This window comes from Mesorhizobium sp. P2_F5, assembly GCF_056403715.1.
The window spans coordinates 71,208-97,321 of the sequence record NZ_JBFUEY010000027.1; the positions used below are offsets into that span (position 1 = coordinate 71,208).

A 26,114-nucleotide genomic window follows, 5' to 3' on the forward strand; every position below is an offset into this window, starting at 1 on the left:
CTTCAAGCTTAAAGTAATTGGAATTCAAGAAACTTCAAGCCTACAATAAGTGGTTTGATCCAACTGACCCGCCATGCCGCATTGCACAATTTTTTCTGCTTAAGCAGAATGCCGGGCATGGTCCGATCTTCCCTAGCCGTCCTGGTGATCGACGAAAACCGCATCCGCGCCGCGATCATCGAGGCCGGTTTGCGCGAGGCCGGCCATGAGCGGGTCACCGTCGTCCACGACGTGACTGGCATTGCGCGGCGCATCGCTGAGATAGAGCCCGACGTCATCGTCATCGATCTCGAGAACCCGAACCGAGACATGCTGGAAAACATGTTCCAGTTGTCGCGCGCGGTGAAGCGGCCGATCGCCATGTTCGTCGACCGTTCGGACCAGGCCTCGATCGAGGCGGCGGTCGATGCCGGCGTTTCGGCCTATGTCGTCGACGGTCTCAGACAGGAGCGCGTCAAGCCGATCCTCGATATGGCGGTCAGCCGCTTCAACGCTTTCTCGCGTATGGCGCGTGAGCTGGAAGAGGTTCGCGGCGAGCTCGAGAACCGCAAAGTCATCGACCGCGCCAAGGGCATATTGATGAAGTCGCGCGGCCTGACGGAAGAGGCTGCCTACACGCTGCTGCGCAAGACGGCGATGAACCAGAACCGCAAGATCAGCGACATTGCCCACAGCCTGGTGACCGCCGCCGGATTGCTCGGGCCGTCGGAGGACGAATGAGCATGGACGCCGAGCACCAGATCACCGCCGGCTTTATGCCGCTGTTCGACAGTGCCGTGCTGGTTGCGGCGGGCGAGCTTGGCTTTGCTACACGCGAAGGCATCGATCTGACGCTGCACCGCGAGACCTCCTGGGCCAACATCCGCGACCGCATCGCCATCGGTCATTTCCACCTTGCGCATATGCTGGGGCCGATGCCTCTCGCCTGCAATCTCGGGCTGACGCCACTCGCTTCAGAGACAATCGTGCCATTTTCGCTCGGCCTCGGCGGCAATTGCGTCACCATCTCCAACGCGGTCTGGGCCGGAATAGTGGCACATGGCGCAGCGCCCGATCTCGATCCGGCGCGCGCCGGTGCCGCCCTTCGTGCGTTCATTCGCGAGCGCGCCGGGGCCGGTGGCGACCCGCTGCGCTTTGCCGTGGTGCACCCGCATTCGGGGCACAATTACGAACTGCGCTACTGGCTCGCCGGGTGCGGCATCGATCCCGAGCGTGAGATCGAGATCGTCATCGTGCCGCCGCCCTTCATGGCCGACGCGCTGGCCGCCGGTCGGATCGACGGCTACTGCGTCGGCGAGCCCTGGAACAGCGCCTCGGTCGCTGCCGGCACCGGCCATATCGTCACCGTCAAGGCGTTGTTATGGCGCAATAGCCCGGAGAAGGTGATCGGCGTGCGCAAGGCTTGGGCCGAGCAGTCCCCCGAGGCGCTGGCGGCGCTCTTGCGCGCGCTGCATCACTCGGCGCGCTGGTGCCAGGATCCGGCAAACCACGCCGAATTGGCTGGTGTGATGGCTCAAGCTGGCTTCCTCGGTCTGCCGCCCGCTGTCCAGATGCCGATCCTGACCGGCCATCTCCAATTGGGCGGCGGCGCCGAGCTGGATGTCGACGACTTCTTCCTGCCCTTCGACAAGGCGGCAAATTTTCCGTGGAAGAGCCACGCGCTATGGTTCTACACGCAGATGGTGCGCTGGGGGCATGTGGCGCACACACCGGAAAACCTAGCTATTGCCCGTGACTGCTACCGTCCCGACCTCTACCGCTCGGCGCTAAAGCCGCTTGGTGTTGCGCTTCCCGGTGCCAATGCGAAGGTCGAGGGCGCGCTGAAGATCGCGACGGCGGTCGGTGCGACCGGGGCAGGCCTGGTGCTCGGGCCGGACGGCTTCTTCGACGGCCAGATATTCGACCCCGATGAGATCGATGCCTATATCGCCAGTCAGAAATCAGGCCTGATCCGAGCCTGATCATTTTCGCGCCATTCTTGTGCGTTGCACAAAAAATGTGCGTGCGATTGCTCTAATGAACAATCTTTGACCTGCTTGCCATATGGCCTGGCACCTCGGTAGCTGGCGTATTATGCTGATTTAATTGATGTTTTTCATATTCTCACAAACTGGCACGGTTCCTGCTTTGAAATAGCCAGGCCCTTCGCGGGTCACGGAACAGGCGTCCAATGGCGGGCGCCACAGGCAAAGCTGCCGCTCAGGTCAAAACGCGATCCCGGATGTACGGACGCGCGAGGCCTGAACGGCGGCTTTTTTGTTTTGGGCCAATCGATGGCGCCCTCGCGTTCAACCGGAGACGACGATGAAAGAAACGATAAAGAAATGGATCGGGACGGGAACATCGCTCAAGGATGTGACGCGTCGCGATTTTCTTGTCAGCAGTGCGATGACCGCAGGCCTGTTCATAGCGGCTCGCAAGCTCTTCCCCTCGGGTGCGTATGCCGCCTCGGCCGCTCCGGAAATCACCGGCGCCAAGCTCGGCTTCATCGCGCTGACCGATGCGGCACCGCTGATGATCGCCAAGGAGAAGGGGCTGTTCGCCAAATACGGCATGCCCGATGTCGAGGTGCTCAAGCAGGCTTCCTGGGGCGCGACGCGTGACAATCTGATGCTCGGCGGCGCGGCCAACGGCATTGACGGTGCCCACATCCTGACGCCGCTGCCTTACCTGATGCACACCGGCAAGGTGACGCAGAACAACCAGCCGATGCCGATGGCGATCGTGGCGCGGCTCAACTACGACTGCCAGGGCATCTCGGTCGCGCAGGAATACGCCGGCACTGGTGTCGGCCTCGATGCCTCCAAGCTGAAGGACGCCTTCGCCGCCAAGAAAGCGGCCGGCAAGGAGATCAAGGCCGCCATGACTTTTCCGGGCGGCACCCACGATTTGTGGTTGCGCTACTGGCTGGCCGCCGGCGGCATCGATCCCGACAAGGACGTCTCGACCATCGTCGTGCCGCCGCCGCAGATGGTGGCCAACATGAAGGTCGGCAACATGGATGTCTTCTGTGTCGGCGAGCCATGGAACGAGCAACTCGTCCACCAGGGCGTCGGTTTCACTGCCGCCACCACCGGCGAACTGTGGAAGGGCCATCCCGAAAAGGCGCTCGGCCTGCGCGCCGAATTCATCGACAAATATCCGAACGCCACCAAGGCGATCCTTATGGCCGTCATGGAAGCGCAGCAATGGTGCGAAGCCATGGAGAACAAGGACGAGATGGCCGCCATCATCGGCAAGCGGCAATGGATGAACGTGCCTGTCGCTGACATCATCGGCCGCCTCAAGGGCGACATCAACTACGGCAACGGCCGCGTCGCCTCCGGCACCGATCTCTACATGAAATTCTGGAAGGGTGGCGTCTCCTATCCCTACAAGAGCCACGACAGCTGGTTCCTCGCTGAAAACATCCGTTGGGGAAAATTCGCGCCGACCACCGACATCAAGGCGCTGGTCGATCAGGTCAACCGCGAGGACCTGTGGCGCGAAGCGGCGAAGGATCTCGGCGTTGCGGCGGCCGATATTCCGGCGTCTCCATCACGCGGTGTCGAGACCTTCTTCGACGGCAAGATCTTCGATCCGGCCAACCCATCGGCGTATCTCGACAGCCTGAAGATCAAGGCGTTGGCCTAAGCCGGCGCAAACGGTGCCAAGGCGCCGTTTGTCGCCCTCGCAACGGCGCCTTCGCGCCGTTGTCGCTCTCAACTCCGACCCCGGCGCAAGCGGCGTCGGCCGCTTGTCGCCAGAGCTACCCAAGGAGCTTCCCCAGACATGTCGATCCAGACTATCGAGGACACCAAGGTGAAGGCATTTCCCACGCCCGCCAAGCCGGCCGCGGTGATTGCTTTCACCGCCAAGGCGCGGCGCCGCTTCGACCCGATCGCGATCGCCGGCAGTCTGGCCACCGCCCTGGTACCGCCGGTCATCGTCATCGCCTTCATGCTTGTCGTCTGGCAGATCGCCTGCTCGTCGCCGACCGCCAGCCTGCCGCCGCCGAGCCAGGTGTGGAACGAGGCCTATGACCTGATCGCACATCCGTTCTTCAACAATGGCCCGCAGGATATCGGCCTTGCCTGGCGGGTGCTGATCTCGCTGCAGCGCGTCGCCATCGGCTTTGGCCTGGCGGCGATCGTCGGCGTTGCACTCGGCGCGCTGGTCGGCCAGTCGATCTGGGCGATGCGTGGCCTCGATCCGGTGTTCCAGATCCTGCGCACCGTGCCGCCGCTGGCCTGGCTGCCGCTGTCGCTGGCGGCTTTCCGCGATTCCAGCCCATCGGCGCTGTTCGTTATCTTCATCACCTCGATCTGGCCGATCATCATCAACACCGCCGTCGGTGTGCGCAACATCCCGCAGGATTACCGCAACGTCTCGCGCATCCTGCGGCTCAACCAGTTCGAATTCTTCGTCAAGATCATGGTGCCGGCCGCCGCGCCCTACATCTTCACCGGCTTGAGGATCGGCATTGGCCTGTCCTGGCTCGCCATCGTCGCCGCCGAAATGCTGACCGGCGGAGTCGGCATCGGCTTCTTCATCTGGGACGCCTGGAACTCGTCGCGGCTGCCCGACATCATCGTTGCGCTCGCCTATATCGGCGTCACCGGCTTCTGCCTCGACCGCCTGGTGGCGGCAGTCGGCGCCTTCGTCACCCGCGGCACAACGGCAAAGTGAGGAGAGGGTGATGACCGCCTATCTGAAACTCGACCATATCGATAAATCCTTTGCCCGCGGCAGCCAGGTCAGCGAGGTACTGAAGGACATCAGGCTGACCATCGACAAGGGCGAATTCGTCTCGATCATCGGTCATTCCGGCTGCGGCAAGTCGACCTTGCTCAACCTGATCGCCGGGCTGACCAGGGTCTCCGCCGGTGCCGTGCTGCTCGAAAACAAGGAGGTCGACAGCCCTGGACCCGAGCGTGCTGTGGTGTTCCAGAACCATTCGCTGCTGCCGTGGCTCACTGTCTACGAGAACATCAGCCTGGCGGTGTCGAAAGTCTTTGGTCGTACGAAGAGCAGAGCCGAACGGCATGAATGGATCATGCGCAATCTCGACCTCGTGCAGATGGCGCATGCCCGGGACAAGCGGCCGGCCGAAATATCGGGCGGCATGAAGCAGCGCGTCGGCATTGCCCGGGCGCTCGCCATGGAGCCGAAGATCCTGTTGCTCGACGAGCCGTTTGGCGCGCTCGACGCGCTGACCCGCGCCCATCTGCAGGACGCGGTGATGGACATCCATTCCAGGCTCGGCTCGACGACGATCATGATCACCCATGATGTCGACGAGGCGGTGCTGTTGTCCGACCGCATCGTCATGATGACCAACGGTCCGGCGGCGACCATCGGCGAGGTGCTTGCGGTGCCGCTGGCGCGCCCGCGCCGACGCGTCGAGCTCTCCTCCGATCGCACCTTCCTGCGCTGCCGCGAGGCGGTGCTGAAGTTCCTCTACGAACGCCACCGCTTCGTCGAAGCCGCGGAGTAGCCTCATGAGCGAAAAACTCGTCATCATCGGCAACGGCATGGCCCCCGGGCGCATGCTGGAGCATCTGCTGGAACAGGCGCCGGGCCGCTACACCGTCACCATCTTCAACGCCGAGCCCAGGGTCAACTACGACCGCATCATGCTGTCGCCGGTGCTGTCGGGCGAAAAGGCTTTTGAGGAAATCATCATCCACGGCGACGGCTGGTACATCGCCAACAGCATCACCCTCTACAAGGGTCACAAGATCGTCGCTATCGACCGCGAGGCGAAGACGGTCAGCTCCGATCACGGCGTCACCGAGCCCTACGACAAGCTCGTCATCGCCACCGGCTCGGTGCCGTTCATCATTCCGGTTCCCGGCCATGATCTGCCGGGCGTGTTGACCTATCGCGACCTCGACGACGTGCAGGCGATGATGCTCGCCGCCCAATCGCGGGCCAAGGCCGTGGTCATCGGTGGTGGCCTGCTCGGGCTGGAGGCGGCGGCCGGCCTCAATTCGCAAGGCATGGACGTCACCGTGCTGCATGTCATGCCGACGCTGATGGAGCGTCAGCTCGATCCGGCGGCCGGCTATCTCCTGCAGCGCGCGGTGGAACAGCGCGGCATCAAGGTCATCACCAAGGCCAACACAAAGGCGATCACAGGCAACGGCAAGGTCGGGCAGGTCGAGCTTGCCGATGGCGCCATCATTCCGGCGACGCTGGTGGTCATGGCGGTGGGCATCCGGCCGAATTCGGCGTTGGCCAAAGAGGCAGGCATAGCCGTCAATCGTGGCATCGTGGTTGACGCCGGCATGCGCAGCAACGATCCCGACATCTACGCACTCGGCGAATGCGCCGAGGTCAACGGACAGGTCTACGGCCTGGTCGCGCCGCTCTACGAGATGGCGCGCGTTGCCGCCCATCAGCTCGCCGGAAACGAGGCGGCGGCTTTCGTCCACATGGACACGCCGACCAAGCTCAAGGTCACCGGCATCGACCTGTTCTCGCTCGGCGACTTCGCCGAGGGCGAGGATCGTCAGGAGATCGTGCTGCGCGACGCCGCCGCCGGCGTCTACAAGCGCCTGGTGCTCAAGGACGACCGTATCATCGGCACCGTGCTCTACGGCGAGACGGCGGACGGCGCCTGGTTCAACGACCTGAAGAAGAAGCAGACCGACATATCCGAAATGCGCGACACGCTCATCTTCGGCCAGTCCTACCAGGGGGGTGCCCCGCTGGACCCTATGGCGGCCGTTGCAGCCTTGCCGGATGATGCGGAAATCTGCGGCTGCAACGGCGTCTGCAAGGGCAAGATCACAGGTGCGATCACGGCCAAGGGACTGGCCTCACTCGACGATGTGCGCGCTCACACCAAGGCGTCCGCCTCCTGTGGTTCCTGCACCGGGCTGGTCGAGAAGCTGATGGTGCTGACCATCGGCGACAAATACAATCCGGCCGCCGTACAGCCGATGTGCGGCTGCACCACGCTTGGCCATGACGAGGTGCGCCGGCTGATCATCGCCAAGAGCCTGAAGACCATTCCGGCCGTCATGCAAGAGCTGGAATGGACGACCTCCTGCGGCTGCGCCAAATGCCGGCCGGCGCTCAACTACTACCTCGTCTGCGACTGGCCGGATGACTATGCCGACGACTACCAGTCACGCTTCATCAACGAGCGCGTCCACGCCAACATCCAGAAGGACGGCACCTATTCGGTGGTGCCGCGCATGTGGGGCGGCGTCACCAATGCCGCCGAACTGCGCGCCATCGCCGACGTCGTCGACAAGTTCGAAATACCGATGGTCAAGGTCACCGGCGGACAGCGCATCGACATGCTGGGCATCCGCAAGGAAGACCTGCCGGCGGTGTGGGCCGATCTCGGCCAGGCCGGCTTCGTCTCCGGTCATGCCTACGCCAAGGGCCTGCGCACGGTGAAGACTTGCGTCGGTTCGGACTGGTGCCGTTTCGGCACGCAGGATTCGACTGGCTTGGGCATCCGTATCGAGAAATTCATGTGGGGCTCGTGGACCCCGGCCAAGGTCAAGATGGCGGTGTCGGGCTGCCCGAGAAACTGCGCCGAGGCGACCTGCAAGGATGTCGGCGTCATCTGCGTCGATAGTGGCTACGAGATCCACTTCGCCGGCGCTGCCGGCCTCGACATCAAGGGCACCGAAGTGCTCGGCCTGGTCAAGACCGAGGACGAGGCGCTGGAGCATATCGTGGCACTGACGCAGATGTACCGCGAGCAGGGCCGCTATCTCGAGCGCATCTACAAATGGGCCAAGCGCATCGGCATCCCGGAGATCAAGCGCCAGATCATGGACGATGCCGAGAAGCGCCAGGCCTATTACGAGCGCTTCGTCTTTTCCCAGAAATTCGCCCAGGTCGACCCATGGTCGGAACGCGTGTCCGGCAAGGACAAGCACGAGTTCAGGCCGATGGCTTCGGTCGGGTTTGCGCAGGCGGCGGAGTGATGGAGATGTTGGCGCCATTCACCCCCCTCTGGCCTGCCGGCCATCTCCCCCTCAAGGGGGGAGATCAGCCTTCACGGCGGTCTTCGCTAATCGTCAACATTGCTGAACAGGCGATGGACCCGAAGCTGCCAATCTCCCCCCTTGAGGGGGAGATGTCCGGCAGGACAGAGGGGGGTGCCTGGGCGCATTCCTGTCAAGCAAAGGCAGCCACATGAACTGGGTATCGATTGGCTCGCTCTCCGACATCCCGCGCCGTGGTGCGCGCTGCGTCGCCACGCCGGAAGGCAAGGTTGCCGTCTTCCGTACGCAGGACGATCAGGTCTACGCCATTGATGACCATTGCCCGCACAGAGGCGGGCCGCTCAGCCAGGGCATCGTCCATGGCACGGCGGTGACCTGTCCCTTGCACAACTGGGTGATCTCGCTGGAGACGGGCAAGGCGCTCGGCGCTGACGAGGGCGCGGTGCGCACCATTCCTGTACGGATTGAGGGCGAGCAGCTGTTCATTGCGCTAGAAGCGCTGGCGAGCCGCGCGGCCTGAATCATGGAAATCGACGCAGCGCGCGAGGTGAGGACCACCTGCCCTTATTGCGGGGTGGGTTGCGGCGTGCTGGCGAAGGTCGCCGCGGACGGTGAAGTCAGCGTCCGCGGTGACCGAGGACTACTATGTCGCCAACAAGCTGATGAAGGGCTTCATCGGCTCGGCCAACATCGACACCAATTCGCGCCTCTGCATGGCTTCATCGGTGGCCGGCCACCGTCGCGCCTTCGGCTCCGACACCGTGCCGGGAACCTACGAGGATCTTGAGCTCGCCGACCTGATCGTGCTGGTCGGCTCCAATCTCGCCTGGTGCCATCCCGTGCTTTACCAGCGCATCGCCGCGGCACGGGAGAAGCGGCCCGACATGAAGATCGTGCTGATCGACCCGCGCCGTACCATGACCGCTGACATCGCCGATATGCATCTGGCGATCGCGCCGGACGGCGACGTCGCTTTGTTCACGGGCCTGCTCGCTTACCTCGGCCAGCACAACGCGCTCGACCGCGGCTACATCTCGGCGCACACCGCCGGTTTCGGCCAAGCCCTTTTTGCCGCTTCGAAACTCGACCTTGCCGGTGTCGCCGCCGCCACCGGCCTGAGCGCGGACGATCTCACCCGTTTCTACAGCCTGTTCGCGGGCACGGCGAAGACCGTGACCGTCTACAGCCAGGGCGTCAACCAGTCGACGCAAGGCACCGACAAGGTCAACGCCATCATCAACTGCCATCTCGCCACCGGCCGCATCGGCAAGCCAGGGGCAGGGCCGTTTTCGGTGACCGGCCAGCCCAACGCCATGGGCGGCCGCGAGGTCGGCGGCATGGCCAATACGCTCGCCGCTCATATGGAGATCGAAAACCCTGAGCACCGTGGCCGCGTCCAGCGCTTCTGGAACGCGCCGGCCGTTGCGCAAAAGCCCGGCCTGAAGGCAGTGGAGATGTTTCAGGCCATAGCCGACGGGCGCATCAAGGCGCTGTGGATCATGGCCACCAACCCCGTCGATTCGATGCCGGACGCCGACGCCGTCGAGGCGGCGATCAAGGCTTGCCCCTTCGTCGTGGTGTCGGACGTGCTGGCCAAGACCGACACGGTCCGCCACGCCCATGTCCGGCTGCCCGCCGCCGCCTGGGGCGAGAAGGACGGCACCGTCACCAATTCAGAGCGCCGCATCTCGCGCCAGCGTGCGTTTCTGAACCTGCCCGGAGACGCGCGACCCGACTGGTGGATTGTCGCCGAGGTCGGCAAACGGATGGGTTTTGGCGAGGCGTTTTCATATTCGTCGCTGGCGGAAATCTTCGCAGAACATGCCGAGCTATCGGGTTTCGAGAATGATGGCGCGCGTGATTTCGATATAGGAGCTTATGCACGGATCGATGCGGCGGGGTATAGAGAATTGGCCCCGTTCCAGTGGCCGGCGCCGAGTCGACAAGAAAGGGACACTCTGGCTGGATGTAACCCTTCCAGCATCCGCTTCTTCGCCGACGGCGATTTCTACACACCCGACCGCAAGGCGCGCTTCATCGCTATCCGCCCCACCGTCGAAACCCGAACCAACCCGGACTATCCGCTGATCCTCAACACCGGCCGTGTCCGCGACCATTGGCACACCATGACCCGGACCGGCAAAAGTTCGCGGCTGTCCCAGCACATCGCCGAGCCTTTCGTCGAAATCCACCCGGCTGATGCCGGGCATCATGGCATCGGTGATGCCGACATCGTGCGCGTTTCCAGCCCGCGCGGCGATGTGCTGGTGCGCGCGCTGGTCACGGCACGCCAGCGCCGGGGCAGCCTGTTTGTGCCGATGCACTGGACCGACCAGTTTGCGGCAAAGGGCCGCCTCGACACGCTGACCGCTCCGCTGACCGACCCGATTTCTGGCCAGCCGGCGCTGAAACATGTCGCCGCCCACATCGAGAAATTCTCCGCAAAGGCTTTCGGTTTCGCGGTAATGCAACAGCTGCCAGTGGCGATTGCCGCAAGCTACTGGGCCGTGGCCAAATGCCGGAGCGGTTGGCGGGTAGAGCTGGCCTTTGCCGATGACGACATCGACTGGGCCGCATTCGCCGGTTCGTTGTTCGGCACGCCACCCGGGGCCGATATTCTTGCCTACCACGATCGCGACGCCGGCCAGCATCGCATCGCTGCCTTCGACGCTGATCGCTTATCGGGAGCGCTGTTCGTCGCGCCCGGTCCGGTCGCTGTGTCGCGCGGATGGGCGGCGGAACAGCTTGAGGAGACCCACCATGGCCAGCGCGAGCGCTTCCGCATCGTCGCCGGCCGCGCTGGAGCCGAACGGCCGGATGCCGGCGCGATCGTCTGCTCCTGCTTCGGCGTCGGGGCCAACCAGATCGCGACGGCTGCGGCGGCCGGCTGCACGACAGTAGATGCTATCGGCGGCGCCCTGAAAGCGGGCACCAATTGCGGTTCCTGCCGGGCTGAGATCAGGGCTATCATCCAGGTCAATCGGGTTCAGGCTGCAGAATAGCTGCGGGCCGCCCAAGGGACGGACCTTCTCGCCGATCTAGTTGGTCTTCAGCTTGCCAACGCGATTTTCAGCGATCCAGCGGGCGGCAAGTACCAGCGCGCCCATACTGAAATCCTTGCCATGCTTGGCCACCATTTCTTCCGAAAGCTCGGCCAGTCGTTCGAAAAATTCGTCCTTGCTCTTGTCCTCGGCGGTGAGTTCGGTCTGCATTTCATCCTCCTGTATCGTGCGGACAGCGTCCGCTATTTGAACATCTGCGCGGGGAAGGTGACGATCGCGGCGGTGCCGTCGACGGCGCCCACCGCCAGGTGTCGTCCGTCGCCGGACCATGCAAGCGCGGTGACCGCGCTGCCCAGCGGCCTGACGAGGAGCTCGTCCCGCGCGCCGGTCTGGGCGACTATGATGCGGCCGTTGGCATAGCCCGCCGCAATCAGCTTCTTTTCGGGGTGTGCCGCGACCGCCTCGACAAGAACCAGTCCGGCGCGGCCTGTCTCCAGCGCGCCGGAGGTTTCGCCGCCAACCGGCGGCGCCGTCATCGACCAGCCAGCGATCCGGAAGGCGCCCGAGGCAAACAGCGCATTTGCCGGCTGGCTCCAGCACATTGTCCGGACTGGCGATGGAAATCCCGCGACGATGTCCGCTCGGCCATCGGCCAGGCTGACCAGCGCAAACCCTCCTGTTTCGAGCCCGCAGGCCAACCATGTGCCATCGCTGCTCCAGCGGATCGACACCGGTCGCGCTGGAAGGGAGATATCGCGTATCAAGGCAGCTTCGCCTTCGACCGACCAGATCGACAATCCTTCACCAAGGCCGCAGGCGAGGCGCCGCCCGCCTGGCGAGAAGGCGAGGGTCCCTGTCGACGATGCCTCACCGTGTCCCAGCTGCATTGCGCCGCTGTGGCCGCGCGCGAGGAAGACATCATGCCCATTGCTGACGGCTGTCCTGTCCGCCCGTATGCTGTGGTCGATGGCCACGATCGGTCCATCGATCTTGACCAGGGAGGCCTCGATTTCACCGCTGGCGGTCAGATCCAGCACGTCGCCGCTGGCCGCGCCGACCAGAAAACCGGAATCCGCATAGGCGGCGATCGGAACATCGCCATCTCCGAATGCCGCTGTGGCGATCAGCGGCACGGGTGGCTTCTCTCTGGGGCGGATCGTCGTCTGCCCGAGATCATGGCTCACCCTGAGCCGCGATTCCGGCGGCTCGTGATCCGCGACCGTGGCTATGGCGACGGTTCCGTCCACCGAGGTGAAGGCGACAGCCGTACAGTCGGTGCTGAAGCGCAGATCGGCGATCGCCGACGGTCGCTGCCAGCTGCGGGCCAGGAGGTCGAACAAGGTCAGGCTCTGCATCGTCTGCTGGTTCATGTTCTCTCTCCCGTCAGTTCTTGTTCGCCGTTGCGACAAGCCGGCGATCAAGCTCCTCGATGTCGGCTTCGACAGCTATGATGCGATCCTCACAAGCCGCACATGCCTGCAAGATTGCCGTCATGCTCTCCTCGGCCTCATGCAAGTCCCGCACCAGTTGCTCGCTGGCACCGCTCCTGCCGATTTCCAGCTCCAGGCGCAGCACGTCCATTTCGATACCGGCGCGTTTCTGGTTGAGCCGCAGTGCTTCCGCGGTGTGGGCGGAGACGCTGGCGACGAGGTCGAGCCGGCGAGCAAGCAGCGCGTCACGCCTGGCCGTTTCGGATCCTTCGGTCATTTTTCGCTTCCCAAAGGCCCAGGCGGTTTTTCAAAAGCGGACAGCAGTTTGGGCAATGTGCCGGCCTGCGACTGGAATTGTTTTTCGGCTGTTTCGATGTGACTTTTGAGCTGGTCCCAGATGTCGACACGGATCATCGATGTCGTGTCGCCGGTCAGCCGCTCGATCTCGTCGACACGGAACTGACGCGTCAGTGAAACGCCGGAAAACACGAAGTCGCGCAACAGGATCGCGTGGCTTTCGATGAACAGATGGATCATCGGATGCGTCTCCGTGGTGACGCCGCCGGCGGCAAGCTCGGCCCGGATGAAGTCCTGGAAATGGCTCTGCAGGCGGTGCTGGCTCTCGCCCATGAAGCGCATGACAAACACCAGATCGCGGGGCATCAGCTTGACCAGATCGCCGGTAACGCCATCGGCATGGCTGGACATTGGTCCGGTCGGCTCGCTTGCGCCCCTGTCGTTCGGCATTGTCTTTCTCCAGTGCCAGGCCGGCCCCAAGGGCCGTCGCCTTCAAATAGTAGAGAAAGACAAAGAGTTAAATAGATAATATGGTTTTTGGCATTTGCTGCAGTTGCTAACTAGATATATTGCAGATGCGAATATATGATAAATATTACAGGCGTAAGTTACAATTGTAAAAGAACGTTACAGTTAGATGCTGGCTTGCCTGCCTGAGCAGCGACGATCTTGTTTTGAATGCCGGCCACAGGCACTGTTTTCAAACTGGCACGACGCTTGCTTTGTTCATTTCCATAAGAAGCCCATCGCGCTTGACGCGGTGCCAAAAGAACGAAGGAACGGAGGAAGCAGAACCGCTTCGATAGCCCATCGCACATGCGGTAGGCGTCGCGGATCCCTGCCAGACGCCTCGAAACCTTTGCCCCGATCCACTTGAACGGCCGGACCTTGGGTCGCGCCTCGACGCGCAACGCTTTGTCATGCCGATCGCATTCTCACTGGCGGTGCTTTGCCGCTTCATGCCGGGGTCAAGGGACCTGCGGCTCAAACCTGGTGGAGGCTTATGACCATGACGTCTCTGACGCTCAACAAGATTACCTCGCAACGCGGAATTTCCGTGGGCGAGGCAACCAAGAAGATCGCCGATCTCGGCTGGAATCCTTCCTACGTGCAGGAAGCGATGACATTCCCTACCGACTACAAGATCAACAAGACGCCGCGCGATCCGATGAAGCAGGTCCTGCGGTCCTATTTCCCGATGCAGGAAGAGAAGGACAACCGTGTCTACGGCGCACTCGATGCGGCATTGCGCGGTGACATGTTCCGCAACGTCGAGCCGCGTTGGGTCGAGTGGATGAAGCTCTTCCTGGCCATCATTCCGTTCCCGGAAATCTCCGCCGCCCGCTCGATGGCGATGGTCGCCCGCATCGCGCCCGGTGAGGAACTCCGGACCGGCTTCACCATGCAGATGATCGACGAGTTCCGTCACTCGACGATCCAGATGAATCTGAAGAAGTGGTACATGGAGAACTACATCGATCCGGCCGGCTTCGACATCACCGAGGAAGCCTTCGGAAAATGCTACGCCACCACCATCGGCCGGCAGTTCGCGGAAGGTTTCATCACCGGCGATACGATGACCGCCGCCTGCATGTACCTGACCGTGGTCGCCGAGACCGCCTTCACCAACACACTGTTCGTCGCCATGCCTTCGGAAGCCGCCCGCAACGGCGACTATGCGCTGCCGACCGTCTTCCTGTCGGTGCAATCCGACGAGAGCCGGCATATCGGCAATGGCCACTCGCTGCTGATGGCGGCGCTCAAGGAGCCGGAGAACCATCTCTTGCTCGAGCGCGACCTGCGCTACGCCTTCTGGCAGAACCACGCCATCGTCGATGCGGCCATCGGCACCTTCATCGAATACGGCACCACCAACCGCGACAAGAACAAGGAGTCCTACGCGGAAATGTGGCACCGCTGGATCTATGAGGACTACTACCGCACCTACATGCTGCCGCTCGAGAAATACGGCATCAAGGTCCATCATGACGATGTCCAGGCAGCCTGGGAGCGCATCACCAAGAAGAATTACGTCCACAAGGTCGGGCAGTTCTTCGCGGTCGGCTGGCCGGTCAATTTCTGGCGCATCGAAGCCCAGACCGACAAGGACTTCGAGTGGTTCGAGCACAAATATCCGGGCTGGTATGCAGAGTTCGGCGAGTTCTGGAAATGGTACGCCAAGCTCAGCCACAAGGGCGAGAAGGTGCTGCTGTTCAACAGCGACGTCGGCTACGTCTATCCACACCGCTGCTGGTCGTGCCTCGTTCCCTGCCTGATCCGCGAGGACATGGTGGTCGGCGAGATCAACGGCGAACTCTACACCTTCGCCCACGAACTCGACCGCTGGACCACGATGGTCGCCTTCAACGACGAGTATGAGGGCCGTCCGACACCCGCCATGGGCCGCTTCAGCGGCAAGCGCGAGTGGGAGACGCTCTATGACGGCTGGGATCTGGCCGATGCCATCAAGGACCTGAACTTCGTCCGCTCCGACGGCAAGACACTGGTTCCGCAGCCGCATCTGCGCTTCGACGACAAGGAGATGTGGACGCTCGACGATGTGCGCGGCAACACGCTCGGATCGCCGCTCAACGCGCTGCGTGGCATGTCGCCCGCGGACCGCGAGAAGCACCTGGCGGAGTACCGGGCCGGCTTCACCATCAACCCCTGCAACTGATCAGGCCAAAAGGGGGGCGGGTTCGTCCCGCCCCTTCCTTTCACTGGAGGTCCGTATGTCGGAAACCCACACGGTCAGGCTCAGCCCGGTCGGCGTCGAATTCGAGGTCGAGAATGGCGAAACGGTGCTCAACGCCGCATTTCGCCAGGGCATCGCCCTGCCGCACGGCTGCAAGGAGGGGCAATGCTCGGCCTGCAAAAGCGTGTTGCTCGAAGGCGAAGTCGACATGCTGAAATACTCGACCTTCGCACTGAACGACATGGAGAAGGAAAGCGGCCACGTCCTGTTGTGCCGTTGCATCGCCTACTCCGACCTGGAAGTCGAGCTTCTCAACTACGACGAGGAGATTCTGGCGAAAGCGATCGCCGTGAAAACGTACAAGGGCCGGATTGCTCGCATCGAGCAGCTGACCCATGACATTCGCGGCATCGAGATCGAACTCGGCTCCCCAATGAAGTTCTGGGCGGGGCAATATGTCGACATCACGGTTACCACGCAAAAAGGGGAGACGATTACGCGCTCGTTCTCCATGGCAAATACGCCGGACCAAACCCAAAAACTCTCCTTCATCATCAAAAAATACCCTGAAGGAAAGTTCTCAGGCGAACTCGATTCCGGAGGCATCAGGGCCGGAGCCGAAGTCACCGTCGTCGGACCCTACGGAACCTGTTTCCGCCGCGACGAACGGCAAGGACCTCTGATCCTGGTCGGGGCCGGATCGGGCATGTCGCCGATCTGGTCGATCCTCAACGATCACCTGAAGAGCGGTGAGAAACGTCCGGTGTATTTCTTCTACGGCGCCCGCACCCGCAACGACCTGTTCTACCTCGACAGGATCGCCGAGCTGGTCGGCAATCATTCCGACGTCACCTTCATTCCCGTGCTGTCGCACGCCAATGACGACGCCGAATGGCAAGGCGAACGCGGCTTCGTTCACCAGAGCGTCGACGCCATGCTCAAGCAACTCGCGGTCGACGGGCAGGGCGATGTCCATGCCTGTGGTCCGCCGCCGATGATCGATGCGCTGCAGCCGGTGCTGTTCATGAACGGCTTCGAAACGGAGCGGATCTTCTTCGACAAGTTCACCACATCGGCAGGTGCAACGCCCGCCCATTGAGGGCGGCAACGCGCAAGCCAACCACAACTGCAACAAGGGAGAGAGACTATGCCTGCAACCTCGAGTTCAGTCGGATCCGGAGCCGCCGGTGCTGCGATCTTCGCCGACTCCGACAGCCGGAAATACCGGTATTTCGAGCCGAAAGGCCAGCGTGCCACCCACTATGAGGACATGACGGTCGACGTTCAGCCCGATCCGGAACGCTATTTGATCCAGAACTGGATCATCTCCTTCGCCGACGGCAAGGGCGCCTATGTCAAGCAGAATACTGCCGCGCAGAGCTCCAACTGGCATGCCTTCCGCGCCCCCGACCAGGAATGGGAGCGCACGCATTATCAGCGCCAGTCGAAGATCGAGACGATGGTGCAGAGCGTCATCAACAATGCGCGCAAGTCCGGGGCGCCGAAGACCTTCGACAAGGCCTGGGTCAAGATCCTGCAGACCCAGCTCGGCGCCTGGAAGCATGCCGAGTTCGGCCTCGGTACTTCGCTGATGCAGGCGCAGCGTTACGGCTACACCCAGATGATCAACAACGCGACGCTGACCAACTCGTCCTACAAGCTGAGGCTTGCCCAGGACATCACGCTCTATCTTGCCGAGATCGGCATGGACCTTCCCGGCTGGGACGACGAGCTCGGCAAGAAGGCCTGGCTCGACGACAAGAACTGGCAAGGCACGCGCGAAGCGGTCGAAACCATCATGGGCGCGACCGATTATCTCGAGCAGTATTTCGCCATCAACATCGTCTTCGAACCGCTGGTCGGCGAGGTGTTCCGCTCCGGCTTCCTGATGCAGATCGCCGCCGCCAACCACGACTTCATCACGCCGGCGGTGATCTCGGCCGCCGAGGCCGACTACGAGCGCAACCTCGCCAACACCATCGACCTCATCCACATGCTCGCCAACGACGAGAAGTACGGCGCGGCGAACAAGAAGCTCTTCCAGGGCTGGGTCAAGAAACACGGCGCGCTCGCCGACAAGGCAGCCACCGGCCTGCAGCCGATCTGGTCGATGCCGCATTCCAAGCCGGTCGCATTCGCGGACGTCCGCGCCAAATCCGAGGAACGGATTGGCCAGATCCTCGGCGAACTCGGCCTCAAGCGCTGAAACAGGGAGAAATCGTCATGTCACTAGCAGCACGCGACGCAACGCATTCCAACATCTTCAAGGCGATGAAGGACATCACCTTCGAGCAGACGATCTCGCATCAGTGCGGCGTCACCATGAACGACTCGGTCGAGGCTCGCGCCATTGCCGAATTCATGGGCCAGAAGCCCGGTGTCACCATCACCTACCAGCCGGCGCTGATCCGCATCGACGGCGACGGCAAGCTGATCTTCAAGATGGACGCGATCGGCGAATATCTCGGCCGTGAGATTTCGGCCGAGACCTTCGAGGTCAACACCTCCACCCATTACGGCCGCATGGTCCGCGTCGACGACAACACCGTGATCCTGTTCGGCAACATGGATGAGATGTTCGAATACATCGAATAGCCGCCAAGGAAACTGGCGCGCCGCAGGTGCGGCGCGCCGAACCGATCAATGCGATTGCTGCGGAGGCAACCATGTACAGAACACCGGAAGGCAAGGACATTTTCGTGGTCGACGGCCACACCCATTTCTGGGACGGCAGCCCGGAAAACCAGAAGAACATCCACGGCAAGCAGTTCATCGAATGCTTCTATGCCTACCACACGGGCTTGAGCCCGAAGGAACAGCTGTGGGAGAAGAGCAAGTTCGAGAAATACAGCGCCGACGATCTCTATCGCGACCTGTTCATCGACGGGCCCGATGATGTGGCGATCGTCCAGTCGACCTACCTCAAGGATTTCTACAAGAACGGCTTCAACACGATCGAGCGCAACGCCGAGGTCGCCAAGCGCTATCCCGAGCGTTTCATCGTCAACGGCGCCTTCGATCCCCGCGACGGCGAGAAGGCGCTGGAATACATCCACTTCCTCCAGGAGACCTACAACGTCAAGGGCGTGAAGATGTACACGGCCGAGTGGAACGGCGCGTCCAAGGGCTGGAAGCTCACCGATCCCGATGCCTACAAATGCTTCGAACTCTGCGACAAGCTCGGCATCAAGAACATCCACGTCCACAAGGGGCCGACGATCATCCCGCTTAGTAAGGATGCGTTCGACGTTCATGACGTCGACCACGCCGCGACGGATTTTCAAAACCTCAATTGGATTGTCGAGCATTGCGGCCTGCCGCGTCTCGACGATTTCTGCTGGATCGCGACGCAGGAAACCAATGTCTATGGCGGTCTGGCGGTGGCGCTGCCATTCATCCACGCACGCCCGCGCTATTTCGGCGAGGTGATCGCCGAGCTTTTGTTCTGGCTCGGACCGGAGAAGATCCTGTTCGGTTCCGACTACGCGATCTGGACGCCGCGCTGGCTGGTCGAGAAATTCTGGGCCTACCAGATCCCTGAGGATATCGCCGCCGAACGCGGCGTGCAGCTGACCGACGAGATCAAGGAGAAGATCCTCGGCCTCAACGCCGCGCGTCTCTACAACATCGACGTCGAAGCCAAGAAGAAGGCGCTCGCCAGTTCGCCCTTCAGCATCGCGGCGGAGTAGGAGCCATGGCAACCGCCTGTGTTTCCGGCGACTGCCAGAAGGAACTCTGGCGGCGCCTCGGTGAGGTCAACGACCCGGAACTCGACGAGCCCATCACCGAGATGGGCTTCGTCGAGCGGGCTGATGTGACGGGCGATGGCAGCGTGGAGATAGATTTCCGCCTGCCGACCTACTGGTGCTCGCCCAACTTCGCGTTCCTGATGCTGGACGGCGTCCGCAAGGCGCTCGACCAGCTCTCCTGGGCGCCGGCCTATCGCGTCAAGCTGCACGACCACATGTTCGCCGAGGAGGTCAATCGCGGCATGGCTGAGGGCAAGACCTTCGGCGACATTTTCGCCGTGCTTGCCGAGGATCAGGATCTCGGCGCCTTGCGCGAAACCTTCGCAATGAAGGCATTCAAGCGGCGCCAGGAAGCGGTTCTGCGCGGCCTCAAGGCGCACGGCCTGACCGATCGCGAAATCCTCGGCATGGATTTGCCGGCCTATGACATCGCTCGGTTCGAGGCCGGTGAAGCCGCCAAACAGAAGCCGCGATACCGGGCGGCTCTGCTCGAGCGTTTTCCCGACCGCCGGGCGGATGATCCTGTCCTCGTGACCTGGGAAGGGCAGCGCATACCGCCTGGCGCACTCAGTGCCCATCTCGCCGAACTGCGCGGAGTGCGCATCAACATGGAGTTCAACGGCGCGCTGTGCCGGGGGCTCAAGCAGACGAGATACAAGCAACTGGATGTAGTCGACGGCGAGCCGACGCTGGTCGATTTCATTCTGGATCGCGTGCCGGCACGAACCGCGCCGACCGCCTGAAGCAGAGCTGACAGCAACGGCCTCCCTTGCACGAGGCCCCTAACCAACAACCCGCCCGTAAGGCGGAAGGAGGAATCATGCCCAAGATAATGCTTCACAATTCGCAGGCCCGCCGTGCGCTCGCCCGCGGTGTCTTCCGGCTTGCCGCCGCCGTCGAGCCGACGCTCGGCCCCAAAGGCATGAACGCCATGATCGACCGGCCGATCGGCACGCCGATGGTGACCCGCGACGGTGTCAGCATCGCTTCCGAGATCGAGCTGCACGACCGTTTCGAAAACATGGGTGCGCAGGTCGTCCGCGAAGTGTCGATGCAGACCAACGAGGTGGCCGGTGACGGCACCACGACGGCCATCGTGCTCGCCAACGCGCTCATCCAGGGTGGCGTCGAGGCGAATGAGCGCGGGGTGAAATCCGTTGATCTGTGCAAAGGCATCGACCTTGCCGTGGCGGCGGTGGTGGCCGCGCTCAAGGCATCGGCCAAACCGGCAAAGGGCAACGGCATCCTGGCGTCGGTCGCCAACATCGCGGCGACCAACACCACACTTGGCGCCCTCGTGGCTGAGGCCCATCAGCGCGTTGGGGCCGAAGGCGTCATCACCACCGACTTCAGCGTCACCACGGAAACCACGCTCGATGTCGTCGAAGGCATGTCGTTCGAACGCGGCTATCTCTCGCATCACATGGTGACCGACCAGGAGAAGATGGAGGCTGTGCTCGAACGGCCCTACATCCTGATGACCGATCTCAAGATCAAGGAGCCCGGGCAGCTCGATGCGGTTCGCCGCATCGCCGACGAGGATGGCCGGCCGCTGCTGATCGTATCCGAGGAGATGTCGCCGGAAGTGGTGGTGACGTTGCTCGGCAAGCAGGGACCAGGAAAATACCTTGTCGTCCATCCGCCGGAATATGGCCATTGGCGCAAGGCGATGATGGAGGATCTGGCCATCATCACCGGCGGCAGGGTGATCGCGCGCGATCTCGGCGGCCGGCTCGAGGATATCACCGCGGACGATCTCGGTACGGCCGACCGGGTGAAGACCAGTTCGTCCTACACGTCGATCATTCGCGGTGGCGGCGACCATGCCGCAATCGCCTCGCGCCGCGCCCAGGTGCAGCGGCAGTACGAAGCCTCGCAGCCGAACATTGATCAGGACAAGCTGCGCGAACGCCTGGCCAAGCTCTCCGGCGGCACCGCGATCCTCTATGCCGGCGGTGTCACGCCGGTCGAGCAGAAACGGACCATCCAGCTGATCGAGGATTCCTTGAATGCGGTGCGTGCCGCATCCGAGGAGGGCGTCGTTGCCGGCGGCGGTTCGGCGCTGGCCCAGATCGCGCCGCTACTCGACAAGGTGGCGGCCGGCGTCGACGGCGACGTCGCCGAGGGCGTGCGCCTGGTGCGCTCGGTTCTGTCGCGGCCGCTGTGGCGCATCGCCGCCAATGCCGGCGCCGATCCCGAAGCTGTGGTGACCGAGGTCACCCGCATCAATGGCGGCTACGGCTACAACGCGTCGACCGGCGCATACCAGAACATGTTCGAAGCAGGGATCATCGATCCGGTCCGCGTCACTTACACCGCACTTGCCAACGCAGCCTCCGTGGCGACGCTGATCCTGACCACCGAAACGCTCATTGGCGACCTTGCCGAGGATGAGGATCCGACGGCCGGGCCGGCGCGTGGCGGCGGTTCCGAAAAGCTCGGCCGCGCCTGAAGCAATCCAGACAATCTCGACGTTGAAAGGATACGACGATGAAAGCTGCCAGACTCTACGAATACGATCCGAAGATGAACGTCCGGCTCAAGATCGAGGAGGTCAAGGCGCCGACGATCACCGCGCCCGACGAGGTGATCGTTCGGGTTGGAGCCGCCGGCCTCTGCCGCACCGACCTGCACATCATCGAAGGCGTGTGGAAGCCGACCATGGATCCCGAGGGCACGCTGTTGCCCTACATCATGGGTCACGAAAATGCCGGTTGGGTCGAGGAGGTCGGCAGCGGCGTCAGATCGGTCAAGCGCGGCGATGCGGTGATCTGCCATCCCTTCCGTTCCTGCGGAATCTGCCTCAACTGCCGCCATGGCGAGGATATGTACTGCGACAACGGCCAGTTCCCCGGCCTTGGCATGAATGGCGGCTTCGCCGAATACTTCATCACCAGCGAGCGTTCGCTGATCAAGCTCAATGCCAACATCACGCCGATCGAGGTGGCGCCGCTGGCCGATGCCGGCATCACCGCCTACCGTGCCGCCAAACGCGCCGCCAAACTGCTGCGACCAGGCAGCTATTGCGTGCTGCTCGGCATTGGCGGGCTCGGTCACATCGCGCTGCAGTCGCTGCACGCGATCTCGGGCTGCCGCATCATTGCTGTCGACCGCGAGCCGGCAGCACGGGTGCTGGCCAAGGATCTGGGCGCCGACTTTATCCTCGATGGCGGGCCTAACGTTGTCGAGGAGGTCAGCCAGATCACCGGCGGCGGCGCCCATGTGGTGATCGACTTCGTTGGTGAACTCGGTGTCGAGAACATCTGCTGGAAGATGGTTCGCAAGGGCGGGCAACTGTTCGTCGTCGGCTATGGCGGCAACATCAACGTACCGACCGCGCATCTCGTCATCGAGGAGATCAACATCGGCGGCAGCCTGGTCGGCAACTTCACCGAGCTTGTCGAACTGATGGAGCTCAACGCCGATGGCAAGGTGAAGATGCACTACACCGAGTACAACCTCGCCAGCATCAACACCGCGCTCGACGATTTCAAGAACCGCCGTTTCACCGGCCGCGGCGTCATCGTGCCCTGAAAAGCTTCTGGACTGAACGCGGCACAAACGGGCGTGCCGCGTCATGGCCGATGCCATGGCGTTTGCAGATCGGGAACGTCGGCGAAGCGCGATCCCCATACGAGTTTCCTTGCTTCGTGGTGTTTAAAAACGGGAGGACAACATGGATCTTGTTACGGGACTGGCCGTCGTCATCGGCATTATGGGTGGCATTGCAACATGGGCGGCGATCACGATCGGCAACCCTTATGTGCTGATCTGGGCGGTGTTCGTCGGCTGGGGAAGTTTCTATCACTGCGGCGGCAAGGAGGCCGGGTTCAAGAACTCGGCGGTGGCAAACCTGTGGGGCGCGATCTGTGCGGCCGGTGCCTTGATTGCGCTGACATCTATCGGCGTTACCGCGATCATGGCCGGCATTTGCGTCGGCATCTCAATCATTGTCCTGATCCTCGCGGCCAAGCTGCCATTGTTGAGCGCCATTCCATCGGCGGTCTACGGCTACGCAACGACCGCAGCGCTTTTTCTGCTTGGTGCCGCCGCCTATGGCGAAGGTGCTGCAGGCATCGTCAAGGTCGCGACGGCCGTGGTGATTTCGCTGATCATCGGCAACACCCTCGGCTACGCCTCGGAGAAAGTGACCGGTGCTGTCGTGAAGAGCTGATCATGCCCACGACGGTTGCCTGAAGGCAATTTCGGTCGACGATTTTTCCCCAACCCGCGGCGCGAATGCCGCGGGTTTTTGTGCCACTGATTGAGTCTAGAGGAAGCCGCGCCGGATGCCGTATTGGCCGAGCTTGCGATAGAGTGTCGGCCGCGAAATGCCGAGCCGCAGCGCAACCTTGCTGAGATTGCCGCCCTCCGCGACAAGCGCATTCTTGATCGCCTGGCGTTCCGCATCCTCGAAAGAGTACACCGGTGCTTCCAGCATGGCTGTGGGATGGTCGCTGGGCATGCTGTCGCGATTGCCAGCACGGATTTCCCCGGGAAGATCCTGGAGTTCGATCGTGCCGCCGCGCGCCAATATATGCAGCCGCTCAACCAGGTTCTTCAGTTCGCGCACATTTCCTGGCCAGCGATAGGCCAGCAGCGCGTCGAGTGCTTCGTTTGAGAACTCCAGCGGATCGTTGCCTCCGAGCTTCGCTATCTGCCGGTTGAAATGATCGATCAGCAGCAGCACGTCGTCGCCGCGCTCGCGCAAAGGCGGGACATGGATCGAGACCGCACCGATGCGGTAGTAGAGATCGCTGCGGAAACGCCCGGCCGCGACCTCCTGCTTGAGGTCGCGATTGGTCGAGGCGACCAGTCGCACATCCACCGGCCGACCTCTGGAGTCACCGATGCGGTGGACCACGCGCTCCTCCAGGACACGCAACAGGAAGGGCTGGATTTCGAGTGGCAGCTCGCCGATCTCGTCAAGACTGAGCACGCCGCCATTGGCAAGTTCGAAGATGCCCGGCTTGCCGTCACGCGAAGCGCCGGTAAAGGCACCGCCCACATGGCCGAACAATTCGCTGCCGAACAGTTCCTTGGTGATCGCGCCACAGTTCATGGCGATGAACGGGTCGTTTTCGGTGCGCCGGCTGCCGGCATGGACCAGCCGCGCAAACAGCTCTTTTCCAACGCCGGTTTCGCCTTCGATCAGCAATGAGCTGACACCGTTCGACCCAGCCACCCGGGAGGCGACATCGACGGCAGCCAGCAATTTCTCACTCTCGCCGACGATCATTGCCGCGGCTGCGCGCAGGTGTTTGTTCTCCTCGCGGCGTATCACCGTCATGCTCGAGACGGCCGGGACCGACGGGAACACCAAAGCCGCGCCACGAAGATCGCCGTCAAGCTTCAGTGGCGTGACATGGCAGGATCGCAGATGTACCGGCAGCGCGTTGGCGAGGTCGGTGTCGGAGCCGGAGGCCGGCAGGTTCATGAGCCAACGACCACGCCCCGGTTCCATCGGGCCGTCCATCATCTCTGTCGTGTCGCCATTGGGGACATTGTTGCAGAAGATCGCCCGGCCACGATGGTCGACGATCACCAACCCGTCCTTTCGGCGGTAGTTGGGAGCCGAGGAAATAAAGGCCTCTAGCAGGCGCGTGCGTTGCTCCTGCTGCTGCTCGGCCAGTGCCTTCTCGATCTGTCTGGCGGTGGCGGCGACGAGCGCCGTGTTGTGCGGCCGGAAGATCGGCGAATAGCCCGACAGGTCGACAACGCCGATGATCTTGCCATCCAGGGGATCGCGGATCGGCGCGCCGGCGCAGGTCCAGGATTTGATGCCGGCGCAGAAATGTTCAGCCGCGTGGACGAAGATCGGCTCACCAGTCCATAGTGCTGTGCCGATGCCGTTGGTTCCGACGGCGTCTTCGTTCCATTTGCCGCCGATGCCCAGATGAATGTCCATGCCGTCATGCAGGGTCTTCTTGTCACCAATGGCATCGATCAACACGCCGTCGCCGTCGGCTAGCACCAGCATCGCGCCTGTCCCGTCCAGCAACTGACCAAGGGAGGCGAACGACCGGCGTGCCGCCGAAAGCAGCTCCGCATTGGCGCGGGTCAGATATTCGATCTCGTCGCGATCACTGCTCAGCGGCGCTTCGATGCCTTGCGCATCGATGCCGCCGGTGGCGCTGCGATACCAGGAGTCATGGATCAGCGAGCGAACGTGGACCGGATCGCGGGCGGATGTCGGCTCGTCGGAAAGAAAACTCTCCCAGGCGCGCATGGTGGCGCGCTCATCATAGTCGATCCTGTCCAGAACCAACTGTCCGGTGGCCATCGACGCATGCGTCGCAAGAGCATCGGTTTTCATCGGATTGGGGCCGCTCGCGTGTCTCATTCAGTCATCACAGTACCTTTTGAGGTATGCCATTTCTGTATGCCGTCGCGGATTGGACGTGCAGAGCAACGCCCAACAGCCTGCCGTCAATCGATGCCAAGTTTCGCGCCGATATCGGCGGCAAGCTGTTCTTCGGTATAAGTCGCGGTCAACCGGGAACCGTCCAGTCCGGCCAGCGCCTCGCCGATGCTTTCATCGACCGGAGAGAAAAAGCCGTTCTGCTTTGTTGCCAGGACGAAGATCTGCTCGCCATTCCGGTTGCGGACATCGCCGATATGATGAAGCTGGCGGCCGGTGTTCTGATCCTTGGAGATCACACGGCCATTCATGGTGACACGGATGGATGGGCTCGCTTCGGCGGCGGTCGCCGCGCTGCCGCCAACATGGATGATCAGCCCTTCAGCCTTCGGTTGCTGGCGTGGCTTCCTGGAGGCGGAATAGCCACCGCCGCTGATTTGGTCGGCAAGGCGAACGATGGTCGAGCGGTTCTGTTCGATCAGCCGCTTGACCTGAACATCCTCGCGCCGCGGGCCGTCCCGCTTGGAGATGATCTCGACCATGAATCCTCCCAGATTCGTTGGCTTGGCGGTGCCCGGGGTACGGGTCATTCTTATTTGCAGCGAACCCTACACTGCCATCGCCAGCT

Annotated in this window: 22 protein-coding genes and 1 pseudogene; 17 read left to right on the forward strand and 6 right to left on the reverse strand. The window is 62.5% G+C overall.

The window, feature by feature from the left end:
- The first annotated feature begins 117 nt into the window (after positions 1-117).
- The 8 genes and pseudogenes from AC1DYO_RS27910 (at position 118) to AC1DYO_RS27945 (ending at position 10,954) form a co-directional block, all read left to right on the forward strand.
- A complete protein-coding gene (locus tag AC1DYO_RS27910; RefSeq protein WP_181060025.1) occupies positions 118-720 on the forward strand; it encodes an ANTAR domain-containing response regulator in 603 nt (200 codons plus the stop codon).
- Positions 721-722: 2 nt separating this feature from the next.
- Positions 723-1,961: a CmpA/NrtA family ABC transporter substrate-binding protein gene (locus AC1DYO_RS27915; RefSeq protein ID WP_477267646.1), complete on the forward strand. Its 1,239-nt coding sequence runs from the start codon at positions 723-725 to the stop codon at positions 1,959-1,961.
- A gap of 343 nt (positions 1,962-2,304) precedes the next feature.
- Positions 2,305-3,633 carry a CmpA/NrtA family ABC transporter substrate-binding protein gene (locus tag AC1DYO_RS27920; RefSeq protein ID WP_477267623.1) on the forward strand — a complete coding sequence of 443 codons (1,329 nt, stop codon included), beginning with the start codon at positions 2,305-2,307 and terminating at the stop codon, positions 3,631-3,633.
- A 138-nt stretch (positions 3,634-3,771) separates the two neighbouring features.
- Positions 3,772-4,668 carry a nitrate ABC transporter permease gene (gene ntrB / locus AC1DYO_RS27925; protein WP_477267624.1) on the forward strand — a complete coding sequence of 299 codons (897 nt, stop codon included), beginning with the start codon at positions 3,772-3,774 and terminating at the stop codon, positions 4,666-4,668.
- 10 nt (positions 4,669-4,678) lie between these two features.
- Positions 4,679-5,476, forward strand: a complete 798-nt coding sequence (locus AC1DYO_RS27930) for an ABC transporter ATP-binding protein (protein ID WP_477267625.1) — start codon at positions 4,679-4,681, stop codon at positions 5,474-5,476.
- Between the two features lie 4 nt (positions 5,477-5,480).
- Complete coding sequence (nirB, locus tag AC1DYO_RS27935) at positions 5,481-7,931, forward strand: nitrite reductase large subunit NirB (protein ID WP_477267626.1); 2,451 nt, start codon at positions 5,481-5,483, stop codon at positions 7,929-7,931.
- Between the two features lie 211 nt (positions 7,932-8,142).
- Positions 8,143-8,472, forward strand: a complete 330-nt coding sequence (nirD, locus tag AC1DYO_RS27940) for a nitrite reductase small subunit NirD (RefSeq protein ID WP_477267627.1) — start codon at positions 8,143-8,145, stop codon at positions 8,470-8,472.
- A 3-nt stretch (positions 8,473-8,475) separates the two neighbouring features.
- A pseudogene (locus AC1DYO_RS27945) lies at positions 8,476-10,954 on the forward strand (nitrate reductase).
- 36 nt (positions 10,955-10,990) lie between these two features.
- Here AC1DYO_RS27945 and AC1DYO_RS27950 read toward each other — a convergent pair.
- From AC1DYO_RS27950 to AC1DYO_RS27965, 4 genes are read right to left on the reverse strand one after another with little or no spacing between them, the layout of a single operon-like run.
- Complete coding sequence (locus tag AC1DYO_RS27950) at positions 10,991-11,164, reverse strand: hypothetical protein (RefSeq protein WP_167434275.1); 174 nt, start codon at positions 11,162-11,164, stop codon at positions 10,991-10,993.
- A 32-nt stretch (positions 11,165-11,196) separates the two neighbouring features.
- On the reverse strand, positions 11,197-12,324 hold the full coding sequence (locus AC1DYO_RS27955; protein WP_477267628.1) for a WD40 repeat domain-containing protein: 1,128 nt from the start codon (positions 12,322-12,324) through the stop codon (positions 11,197-11,199).
- Positions 12,325-12,337: 13 nt separating this feature from the next.
- Complete coding sequence (locus tag AC1DYO_RS27960; protein ID WP_477267629.1) at positions 12,338-12,661, reverse strand: hypothetical protein; 324 nt, start codon at positions 12,659-12,661, stop codon at positions 12,338-12,340.
- Positions 12,658-13,131 carry a hypothetical protein gene (locus AC1DYO_RS27965; RefSeq protein WP_477267630.1) on the reverse strand — a complete coding sequence of 158 codons (474 nt, stop codon included), beginning with the start codon at positions 13,129-13,131 and terminating at the stop codon, positions 12,658-12,660. Before AC1DYO_RS27965 ends, AC1DYO_RS27960 begins: the two co-directional genes overlap by 4 nt.
- A gap of 553 nt (positions 13,132-13,684) precedes the next feature.
- Here AC1DYO_RS27965 and AC1DYO_RS27970 point away from each other — a divergent pair.
- The 9 genes from AC1DYO_RS27970 to AC1DYO_RS28010 all read left to right on the forward strand — a co-directional run bounded on the left by AC1DYO_RS27970 (position 13,685) and on the right by AC1DYO_RS28010 (position 23,299).
- Positions 13,685-15,358 (forward strand): aromatic/alkene/methane monooxygenase hydroxylase/oxygenase subunit alpha, encoded by a 1,674-nt coding sequence (locus tag AC1DYO_RS27970; protein WP_210285037.1) that lies wholly within the window; start codon positions 13,685-13,687, stop codon positions 15,356-15,358.
- A gap of 55 nt (positions 15,359-15,413) precedes the next feature.
- Positions 15,414-16,475: a 2Fe-2S iron-sulfur cluster-binding protein gene (locus AC1DYO_RS27975; protein ID WP_477267631.1), complete on the forward strand. Its 1,062-nt coding sequence runs from the start codon at positions 15,414-15,416 to the stop codon at positions 16,473-16,475.
- Between the two features lie 48 nt (positions 16,476-16,523).
- Positions 16,524-17,582 (forward strand): aromatic/alkene monooxygenase hydroxylase subunit beta, encoded by a 1,059-nt coding sequence (locus AC1DYO_RS27980; protein WP_477267632.1) that lies wholly within the window; start codon positions 16,524-16,526, stop codon positions 17,580-17,582.
- A gap of 17 nt (positions 17,583-17,599) precedes the next feature.
- A complete protein-coding gene (locus tag AC1DYO_RS27985) occupies positions 17,600-17,971 on the forward strand; it encodes an MmoB/DmpM family protein (protein ID WP_096455128.1) in 372 nt (123 codons plus the stop codon).
- 71 nt (positions 17,972-18,042) lie between these two features.
- Positions 18,043-19,065 (forward strand): amidohydrolase family protein, encoded by a 1,023-nt coding sequence (locus AC1DYO_RS27990; RefSeq protein ID WP_477267633.1) that lies wholly within the window; start codon positions 18,043-18,045, stop codon positions 19,063-19,065.
- A gap of 5 nt (positions 19,066-19,070) precedes the next feature.
- On the forward strand, positions 19,071-19,868 hold the full coding sequence (locus tag AC1DYO_RS27995; protein WP_477267634.1) for an iron-sulfur cluster assembly protein: 798 nt from the start codon (positions 19,071-19,073) through the stop codon (positions 19,866-19,868).
- 77 nt (positions 19,869-19,945) lie between these two features.
- Positions 19,946-21,577, forward strand: a complete 1,632-nt coding sequence (groEL, locus tag AC1DYO_RS28000) for a chaperonin GroEL (protein WP_477267635.1) — start codon at positions 19,946-19,948, stop codon at positions 21,575-21,577.
- Between the two features lie 38 nt (positions 21,578-21,615).
- Positions 21,616-22,659 carry an NAD(P)-dependent alcohol dehydrogenase gene (locus tag AC1DYO_RS28005; protein ID WP_181060009.1) on the forward strand — a complete coding sequence of 348 codons (1,044 nt, stop codon included), beginning with the start codon at positions 21,616-21,618 and terminating at the stop codon, positions 22,657-22,659.
- Between the two features lie 142 nt (positions 22,660-22,801).
- Complete coding sequence (locus AC1DYO_RS28010; RefSeq protein WP_477267636.1) at positions 22,802-23,299, forward strand: DUF1097 domain-containing protein; 498 nt, start codon at positions 22,802-22,804, stop codon at positions 23,297-23,299.
- A 96-nt stretch (positions 23,300-23,395) separates the two neighbouring features.
- On the opposite strand, the gene AC1DYO_RS28015 is transcribed toward AC1DYO_RS28010, so the two are convergent.
- Together AC1DYO_RS28015 and AC1DYO_RS28020 are read right to left on the reverse strand one after the other, a co-directional pair.
- On the reverse strand, positions 23,396-25,468 hold the full coding sequence (locus AC1DYO_RS28015) for a sigma-54-dependent Fis family transcriptional regulator (protein WP_477267637.1): 2,073 nt from the start codon (positions 25,466-25,468) through the stop codon (positions 23,396-23,398).
- A gap of 86 nt (positions 25,469-25,554) precedes the next feature.
- Positions 25,555-26,076 carry a hypothetical protein gene (locus AC1DYO_RS28020; protein ID WP_477267638.1) on the reverse strand — a complete coding sequence of 174 codons (522 nt, stop codon included), beginning with the start codon at positions 26,074-26,076 and terminating at the stop codon, positions 25,555-25,557.
- Between the last annotated feature and the right edge of the window lie 38 nt (positions 26,077-26,114).